This window comes from Paraburkholderia antibiotica (assembly GCF_012927125.1).
Taxonomy (GTDB): domain Bacteria; phylum Pseudomonadota; class Gammaproteobacteria; order Burkholderiales; family Burkholderiaceae; genus Paraburkholderia; species Paraburkholderia antibiotica.
Genome location: NZ_JABBFZ010000043.1, coordinates 1 through 8,559, shown reverse-complemented (window position 1 = coordinate 8,559; position 8,559 = coordinate 1). Strand labels below are relative to the sequence as shown.

The following is an 8,559-nucleotide window of genomic DNA, read 5'->3' as shown; positions in this document are numbered from 1 at the left end:
GCGACGCAGGCACCGGTCAGGACAGCACGGCCGGGTTGAGCCGTGACACAGCAAACGCCAACGGCTCGGTCGCGAACACGTTCAATGCACAGGACGTGCAGAACGACATGGCGGTCCAGCAGGGCGCCGAGCAGGTGGGCATGCAGGTCGCGGGCGACATCGCCGACCAGCTCGCAAAGAGTGACCCGTCAACGTGGGGCCCGGATGGCGCGGGGCGTATCGCGTTGCACGCCGGGGTTGCGGCGGCAGGAGCCGCGCTGGGCGGCGGTAACATCGCGGGCGCTGTGGCAGGTACGGTCGCAGGCGATCTGGCCGCGGGTGCTGTGAGCAATGCGCTGGGCAATACGGCCGGTGCGTCGCTGATCACGAACGTCGTGGCAGGTGCGGCGGGCGCGGCTGCTGGTGCCGCACTGGGCGGCGCAGGCGGTGCCCTGAGCGGGGCCAACGGTGCGCTGGGGGCGATCTGTACAACCGGCAGTACCATCCGGATGAGAAGAAAAAGCTGGCGGAATTGCAGGAGGGGCAGACGCCGGAGGAGCAACAGCAACTTGCCGATGCGGCGTGCTACCTCGTGCAGTGTGCGGCACAACTGTCGACCAATGACCCTGACTATGCAACGGCGCTGGCATCGCAGCAGCGCGGTGCGGGCTACATCACCGAACAGAATGATCTGAAGGCGACGGGTCTGTTCGTGTATAGCCCGTATGATGCGCTGAACGATCCGCTTGCGGCGATGGGGGACTGGGGAGTTCAGCAGGTTGAGTCGGCTGGTCGCGGCGCAGCGAACATGGGGAACCAGCTCGTCGGGATAATTAAGGCGAACAGCGGGCAGACGCCGCCGTCCGATCCGAACAACGAGTTGCTGGGGGAGAACGATGGCAACCCGCCGAACACCGGAGCGTCGCCGGTGACGCCTGCGGTGCCGGTGTGCGATCCGCCGGTTTGCACGATGATACCGGGCTCACCGGGTACGGCGGGGTATGGGGCGGGTAATACGACGTTCAATAGCGGAGATGGTGATCAGTCAGCAAGCAATGGCGCGAGTGGTAACGGTCCATACTCGAACCTGACGGATTCCTCAAGTGTTGGGGCAGGTAAAAATTTTACGAAAACTCAGAAGAACAATATTTACGAGCAGAACATGGCCAACAACGGGGGAGTGCTACGATCAGACGTTGACGGGACGGAGTTGGTCATGCCGAGCAAGAGTCAGAGTGGCGTGACACCACCATCGAACGAGGCTCAAATTGATCACATCGTGCCGAAAAACCCTGCTGATCCAAATACGACACAAGGAACGAACAGTTACAGCAATGCGCAGGTCTTATCTCGCACACAGAACCGGCAAAAGTCGAATAAATAGCTATGACATCAAGTAAATGGGCCTTCGCTGATCCGCCAAATGTTGCAGTGATTGCGAACAGGAAGATCGTGTACGCACACGAATGGATTGCGTATGTCTCTCACGATAGTGACGATGGTGCATGGCAATTCCATACAAACGATCCAGAACCACCTATGGAAAGCGATGCTGTAGTCGTGAGTTTGCAAAGCATCGTGAATCTTGATCCGTCTGTTGCTAAGTTGGCGGATCTTCCGCTCGGATGGCATGCGTGGAGAGGCTCCAAGGACGAGCAGTGGCAGAGGGCAAAGATGATTGCCTGAAGTTTGCTGCCATGAAAGCGACAAACCCAGCCTTGCGCTGGGTTTGTTTATTGTGGGGTTGTTCAGTCTGGGGTGATGACGAGGCGGCCGTACTGGACCTCGATCCTCACGCGCTGACCGGGTTCGAAGCCGGCGTGTTCAAGCCACATGCCGGCGATGCGAAGCCAGGGGAAGAAGGTAGGCGTTCGCCAGTCCCTGCCGGGTTTCGGTGAAGGCCGCCAGCGCATGAGCTGCTGGACGGTGGCGCGGCGCTCGGGATGGTGTGAGCGTCGCGCTCGGCGGCGTGGTGGGCGACACCATCGCGACCGTGAACCGCAGCCTGACCCAGGCAAGCCAGACCCATGACGCCCGCCTCGCTGCGCTGGACGTGGCGCAGGCCGCGCTGGCGGTGTATGGCGCGCCGGCGGCGGCAGCAGGCGGCAAGGCCCCCGCGCTCGTGAAGGTCACCGTGAGCGTGGGCGGCGGCACGAGCCACAGCGACTCGCAGGCCAGCGCGGTCGCGAACGATGGCAGCACGCTCACTGCAGGCGCAAACGTCACCATCGATGCGACGGGCAGCGGCGCGAAGGATGCGGATGGCAACGCAGTGGATGGCGACATCACCGCGCGGGGCACGCAGATCTCGGGCGAGAATGTAACGCTGCAGGCGGCGCGCGACGTCAACCTGCTCGCCGCGCAGGATACGACGCAGCAGACGGGCAGCAACAGCAGCACGAACGCGAGCATCGGTGTCGGATTTGGCCTTGGCGGCAGCCAGAACGGCTTTACGCTGGAACTGGCGGCAAGCGGCTCGAAGGGCAACGTGAACGGCAACAGCGTGACGAACCAGAATACTGAGGTCAGCGCGGCCGATACGCTGTCGATCACGAGCGGGCGCGACACGAACCTGATCGGCGCCGTTGCGTCGGGCAATACGGTTGATGCGGACGTGGGCCGGAACCTGACGGTCACGAGTCCGCAGGACACGAATACCTACAACAGCCAGCAGGACAGCGCGGGCTTCCAGGCGAGCATCTGCGTGCCGCCGTTCTGCTATGGCCAGACGGTCAGTGCGAGCGGGAGCGCGAGCGACCAGACGATCAGGGACAACTACCAGTCGGTGGGCCAGCAAAGCGGCATCGAGGCGGGCAATGGCGGTTTCGACATCAATGTCGGCAACCATACGCAACTGGATGGTGGTGTGATCGCGAGCACGGCAGCGGCTGAAAACAATTCGCTGTCGACGCAGACCTTCGGCTACACGAACCTGCAGAATACGGCGGACTACTCGGGATCGTCAGTCGGCTTCAGCGCCAGTACGGCTGGCATGGGCATGCCGGGTGTCACCAGTGTGACGGGTATGGGTCCGACCGGCTTCGGCGTGGCCGGGACGAGCGGTAGCGCCTCGGGCACGACCTACGCAGCGGTGAGCCCTGGCACGATCACCGTGCGAGGCGACGCAGGCACCGGTCAGGACAGCACGGCCGGGTTGAGCCGTGACACAGCAAACGCCAACGGCTCGGTCGCGAACACGTTCAATGCACAGGACGTGCAGAACGACATGGCGGTCCAGCAGGGCGCGGTGCAGGTGGGCATGCAGGTCGCGGGGGACGTTGCCGACGAGCTCGCCAGGAGTGACCCGTCAACGTGGGGCCCGGATGGCGCGGGGCGTATCGCGTTGCACGCCGGGGTTGCGGCGGCAGGAGCGGCACTGGGCGGCGGCAACATCGCGGGCGCTGTGGCAGGTACGGTCGCAGGCGATCTGGCCGCGGGTGCTGTCGGCAATGCGCTGGGCAACACGGCCGGTGCGTCGCTGGTCACGAACGTCGTGGCAGGTGCGGCGGGCGCGGCTGCTGGTGCCGCACTGGGCGGCGCAGGCGGTGCCCTGAGCGGGGCCAACGGTGCGCTGGGGGCGGATCTGTACAACCGGCAGTACCATCCGGATGAGAAGAAAAAGCTGGCGGAATTGCAGGAGGGGCAGACGCCGGAGGAGCAACAGCAACTTGCCGATGCGGCGTGCTATCTCGTGCAGTGTGCGGCACAACTGTCGACCAATGACCCTGACTATGCAACGGTGCTGGCATCGCAGCAGCGCGGTGCGGGCTACATCACCGAACAGAATGATCTGAAGGCGACGGGTCTGTTCGTGTATAGCCCGTATGATGCGCTGAACGATCCGCTTGCGGCGATGGGTGACTGGGGAGTTCAGCAGGTTGAGTCGGCTGGTCGCGGCGCAGCGAACATGGGGAACCAGCTCGTCGGGATAATTAAGGCGAACAGCGGGCAGACGCCGCCGTCCGATCCGAACAACGAGTTGCTGGGGGAGAACGATGGCAACCCGCCGAACACCGGAGCGTCGCCGGTGACGCCTGCGGTGCCGGCGTGCGATCCGCCGGTTTGCACGATGATACCGGGCTCACCGGGTACGGCGGGGTATGTGCCGGGTAATGCGATATTCAACAGCGATAGCACAGGCAACACATCGTCATCGAATAGTGCTGAGGGGGGCACCCCAACGCAGGCGAGTAGTAAGATCGTTAGCGATCTCGGAGCACAGGGGGTTAGCACCTCTTATCCAACTCCTATGACCAAGAACAGCGCTACTCAAATTGTTTTAGATATGCCTCAGCAAGAAGCAATTGCCAATCTTCAGGCAAACGGGTATGCCACTTCGTATGGTGGAAATGGTGCAGTGACCATGCTAACGAAAGATGGAGTTACCTATACTTTCTATGGAGCGAGCACCGGTAACGGAATAGCTGGATCGCCAAAAGGCGTTCCGTCGGCTTCGGTGACCGTAATGGGGCAAGCAACCAAATTAAGGTTTAGCTCGAAATGAAACATGTGGATTCGATATCTAAAGTCATTACTGACAAACCGACATTGCCGAATCGATTTATATCAGAAGATTACGATAGATTTTTGTTTTTTGATTTCTTTTTGAGGGAGAATTTCGAATTTTTCAAAGCGTTGCAAGATGCAACTGTACATCGTCAAGGAATTGATGTTTATTGTGCAAATACTCTGAGTTTGTTGACGAAAATTTATTCGCAGGAAAACTGGGCGGAGAGATTTGAAGTGTTGGATGATGAGCTTGCTAACGCTGGCAATCCATTTGGTCTTATTGTTGCGTCGAGTGAAAGACGATGGGTAATGGTGCAAGATATACCTGTAAACTGGGGAATATTGGCTTTTCGAAGTGATGATGCGGAGATGATGTCTATATTCGAAGCACTAAAAGGAGATTGGTTTCTCTCCTTAGGCGATTTTGTGGAAGCTCAGCATGACCCTCGCTCAGTGCTACGTGAGGCGTTTGATGGAGACTTTATAAACCAAATCGTTCGAAATTACGGGGTGTGATCGGGGTATGGGCCGGGTAATGCGACGCTGAACGATGGTGGAAACGGACGGCCATCGCCGCGCGAATCAGAAAATGATGTTGGTTCGGACCTTGGCCCGGGACACAATCCCCAGGTGAGTTACAAAGACGGCGAGCAGGTGCCGTATGGCACACCAGGTAGTGTGCGGCCAGACTTCGTGGCGCAGGATGGAACCGCCAGTTTCGAGGTGAAGAACTACAATATCGCGACGAATTCAAGCGGCCTGATTAACAACGTAGCAAATCAGGCGGTTCAACGTGCGGCTAATTTCCTGATGGAATGCAGCAGCAGATTGTGATTGATACTCGCGGTCAGACAGTGACGGATGCGCAGAAAATCTCAATCATCCAAGGTATTGTGCAAAAGTCCAATGGAATCGTTAGTCCAACGTCTATAAGGTTTAAGTGATGCGAAAAATTGGATTCGATGGAGGGCATTCGATATATGAACTCGGTACTAGTTCGGACGTGCAGCTATTCTTCGATTGCCTAAATGCGTACACGAAACAGGCTAACCATAAGCAAGATTGGAGCTTGCTGACTGATCGCCTGTACCGCCGCTACCTTCGCCGTGAAGAGCTGGAGTCTGCGTTAGCGTTGATGGCGAAGGTGCGTGAAATCTTTGCGCAGTTGCCGACGCAAACGGCGGTCGATTGGAAGCCTCATATGTTGGGCGATACCGAGAAGAGTTGGCTGAATCCTGATCAACCAACGTTGGCTGATGTATTCAGCGAATACTTCGAGAAATTTGCACGGGCATGTGGTTCTGCTGAGTCATTTGTCGAGGCGTTCAACATTTACCAGCCGGTACGGGTAGTGATCTCCGACCTTGCTGGCTTTGCACGTGACAAGAACAAGCCGCTTGCGGAGTATGACGCCCTGGAGGGCAAGCCATTCTGGCTCCAATGATGCGATGCCACAAACAACAAACCCGGCTCGAAGGTCGGGTTTGTTGTTTGTGTAGTTGTTCAGTCCGTCGTGATGACGAGCCTGCCGTGCTCGACCTGGATTCTGACGCGCTGGCCGGGCGGGAAGCCGGCCTGTTCAAGCCACTTGCCGGCGATGCGAAGCCACGGAAAGAACGTAGGCGTTCGCCAGTCCCTGCCGGGTTTGGGCGAAGGTCGCCAGGCAGGTCAGGGCAATTTTCATCGTCATTTGGCTACACGGTGGGCAGTATCAATGGGGATGGGCAGATATTAAATTTGTAGTAGTGAATGGCTCGTTACTTGCGGCTGTGTTTTGCGTCTTTGCGACCATCCATTACATGAGAAACAGACCCTAGCAACGCACAGTATCGGCTGACCACCAGCGCACTTGTCAACGAAAGTAATTCGCATGAAAAACAAAAGAAGGCTCGCGGCCTTGCCGCTCACAGCCTTGGTGACGCTCGCGTCGAACGCGCAAACCCCGCCCGACGTAGCGGCGGCCGCCCGCACGAACGCCGAACAGAACCAGCAGCTCCAGCAGCAACGCGACGCACAGCAGCGCGCGGCGACGGTCGCCGCGCCGGTTGTGCGCTCGGCAGCTCCCGTCGCAGGGGAATGGCCCGTGTTGCCCGTCGAGACACCGTGCTTCCGTATCGACTCGTTCGCGGTCGAGGTACCGGATACGCTGCCCGAGGCCGACCGCGTAAAGGGTGCGTCGGCGCTACCGATGGACCCGTTCGCGTTCCTTCATGACTGGCTACGGCACTACGAGGGCCAATGCGTCGGCAAACAGGGCCTCGACCTGCTGACCAGGGGCCTGCAAGGCGAGATCCTGAGTCGTGGCTACATTACGACGCGGGTCCTCCTGCCCGCGCAGGACCTCTCAAAGGGGACGCTGAAATTCGCTCTCATTCCCGGCGTTATCCGTAATGTCAAGTTCGCCGACCCGGATACACGCGGCACCCTCAAAACCGCATTCCCTGCGCGGGACGGCGACATTCTTCAACTGCGCGACCTCGAGCAGGGTCTCGAACAGATGAAGCGCGTACCGAACCAGGACGCGACCATGCAGATTGCGCCCGGCACGTCGCCCGGCGAGAGCGATGTCGTCGTGACCGTCAAGCGTACAAAACCGTGGTCGCTCGTCGTCTCGGCAGACAACTCCGGCACCAACGAAACGGGGCGCTACATCGGCAACGTTTCGCTTGGTCTGTACAACCTCCTGGGCCTGAACGACATTCTCTCGGCAGGGTTCAACCAGGATTTGCAGTTCGGCAATCACGACCTCGGTACGCACGGCTGGAACGCCTCGTATGCGGTGCCGTGGGGCTACTGGACCGGCACGCTCTACGGCTATACGAACACGTACTACCAGCAGGTCGCACAGGCCAGCCAGATTTTCGTCGCAAGCGGCAATGCGCAGACGGCGGGCTTCAAACTTGAGCGCGTCATCCATCGCAGCCAGAACGATGTGTCGGGCGTCGAGTTCCAGCTTGTCAAGCGGTTCGGCGCGAGCTTTATCGAGGATACCGAAATACCTCAGCAGTACCGCAACAACACATTTATCGAGGCGGGGCTGACCAACCGGCATTACTTTGGTGCGGCGCAGTTCGACGGCACGCTCGCTTACCGGCAGGGTATCGGCGGGCTAGGCGCCCAGCCTGATACGCCAGGCGGACCGACCTACCGCTTCCACATGGCGACGCTCGACGCGAACCTTTCGGTGCCGTTCAAGGTGGCAGGCCAATCGTTGCGTTACGTGGGAACCGTACACGGGCAGTTCACCAACGACGAACTGAACTATATCGACGACCTGACCATCGGTAGCCGCTATACGGTGCGCGGTTTCAGCGGCGAGACGATGCTCGCGGCGGAAAAAGGTTTCTACTGGCGCAATGAACTCCAGTATCTGCTTGGGGCTTCGGGACAGGTTCTCTACGCAGGCCTCGACTATGGCCACCTGTGGGGTCCGTCCGCGGCGAGTCTTGCAGGCACGCAACTAGCGGGTGCGGCCATCGGCCTGAAGGGCTCGGTGCCGTCGCGTCTCGGCACGTATAGCTATGACGTATTCGCTGGTACTCCTATCTATGCGCCGTCGGGCTTTCCTGCGTCGAGCGTGACGATTGGGTTCCAGCTAACGGCTCAATTCTGAATCTGTATCGACGATGCGGCAAAAGCACCTCGCAGACACGGGCTCACCTCGCTGACCGGCAAGGCCGTACTTGGCCCCTATGCCGACACGCAGTCGATGTATGAGGCGCTGATGTCGGCGGGCGCATCACTCGCCGAATCCCTGAACCTGCCGCTCGGCATGAGCCTGTCGGCGGACCAGGTGGCGGCACTTACCAGCAACGTGATCATCATGCAGACGGAGGTCGTTGACGGGCAGTCCGTGCTCGTGCCGGTCGTCTATCTCGCGAAGGCCAGTCAGCAGGACATGAACGGGCCGCTGATCGCGGCGACCGACATCGATCTGCAGAACGCGCAGACCTTCAACAACAGCGGGACGGTGCAGGCGAGCAATACGCTGTCGATTCAGGGCGAGCAGATCAACAACGCGTTCGGCACGTTGCAAAGCGGCGGCCTCATGTCGCTGGCGACGACGGGCAA

10 protein-coding genes and 1 pseudogene are annotated in these 8,559 nt (G+C 59.6%); 9 read left to right on the top strand and 2 right to left on the bottom strand.

Annotated features, from left to right (window positions below; genetic code table 11):
• The 3 genes from HHL14_RS32985 to HHL14_RS32330 form a co-directional block, all read left to right on the top strand.
• On the top strand, nt 1–674 hold a 674-nt coding region (locus tag HHL14_RS32985), incomplete at its 5' end, for a hypothetical protein (RefSeq protein WP_206002622.1).
• Complete coding sequence (locus HHL14_RS33440; RefSeq protein ID WP_329601776.1) at nt 572–1,363, top strand: HNH endonuclease family protein; 792 nt, start codon at nt 572–574, stop codon at nt 1,361–1,363. The genes HHL14_RS32985 and HHL14_RS33440, both read left to right, overlap by 103 nt.
• Before the next feature lie 2 nt (nt 1,364–1,365).
• Entirely contained in the window at nt 1,366–1,665 is a 300-nt protein-coding gene (locus tag HHL14_RS32330; RefSeq protein WP_169501667.1) for a hypothetical protein, read from the top strand.
• Nucleotides 1,666–1,727: 62 nt separating this feature from the next.
• On the opposite strand, the gene HHL14_RS33695 is transcribed toward HHL14_RS32330, so the two are convergent.
• The gene (locus tag HHL14_RS33695; RefSeq protein ID WP_169501666.1) at nt 1,728–1,892 is read right to left on the bottom strand and encodes a SymE family type I addiction module toxin; all 165 of its coding nucleotides are present in this window, start codon (nt 1,890–1,892) and stop codon (nt 1,728–1,730) included.
• A 35-nt stretch (nt 1,893–1,927) separates the two neighbouring features.
• Between HHL14_RS33695 and HHL14_RS32320 the strand changes: the two genes are divergently transcribed.
• The 4 genes from HHL14_RS32320 to HHL14_RS32305 all read left to right on the top strand — a co-directional run bounded on the left by HHL14_RS32320 (nt 1,928) and on the right by HHL14_RS32305 (nt 5,932).
• Nucleotides 1,928–4,483 carry a hemagglutinin repeat-containing protein gene (locus tag HHL14_RS32320; protein WP_169501665.1) on the top strand — a complete coding sequence of 852 codons (2,556 nt, stop codon included), beginning with the start codon at nt 1,928–1,930 and terminating at the stop codon, nt 4,481–4,483.
• Nucleotides 4,480–5,004 carry a hypothetical protein gene (locus HHL14_RS32315; protein WP_169501664.1) on the top strand — a complete coding sequence of 175 codons (525 nt, stop codon included), beginning with the start codon at nt 4,480–4,482 and terminating at the stop codon, nt 5,002–5,004. Before HHL14_RS32320 ends, HHL14_RS32315 begins: the two co-directional genes overlap by 4 nt.
• Before the next feature lie 114 nt (nt 5,005–5,118).
• Nucleotides 5,119–5,322, top strand: coding sequence for a hypothetical protein (locus tag HHL14_RS32310; protein ID WP_169501663.1), 204 nt, complete (start codon nt 5,119–5,121; stop codon nt 5,320–5,322).
• 109 nt (nt 5,323–5,431) lie between these two features.
• The gene (locus HHL14_RS32305) at nt 5,432–5,932 is read left to right on the top strand and encodes a hypothetical protein (RefSeq protein ID WP_169501662.1); all 501 of its coding nucleotides are present in this window, start codon (nt 5,432–5,434) and stop codon (nt 5,930–5,932) included.
• A 59-nt stretch (nt 5,933–5,991) separates the two neighbouring features.
• Here HHL14_RS32305 and HHL14_RS32300 read toward each other — a convergent pair whose 3' ends face one another.
• Nucleotides 5,992–6,087 (bottom strand): SymE family type I addiction module toxin, encoded by a 96-nt coding sequence (locus HHL14_RS32300; RefSeq protein ID WP_169501668.1) that lies wholly within the window; start codon nt 6,085–6,087, stop codon nt 5,992–5,994.
• A 271-nt stretch (nt 6,088–6,358) separates the two neighbouring features.
• On the opposite strand from HHL14_RS32300, the gene HHL14_RS32295 reads away from it, so the two are divergent.
• On the top strand, nt 6,359–8,101 hold the full coding sequence (locus tag HHL14_RS32295; RefSeq protein WP_169501661.1) for a ShlB/FhaC/HecB family hemolysin secretion/activation protein: 1,743 nt from the start codon (nt 6,359–6,361) through the stop codon (nt 8,099–8,101).
• Nucleotides 8,102–8,134: 33 nt separating this feature from the next.
• Nucleotides 8,135–8,559: pseudogene (locus tag HHL14_RS32290) on the top strand (hypothetical protein); the annotation flags it as partial.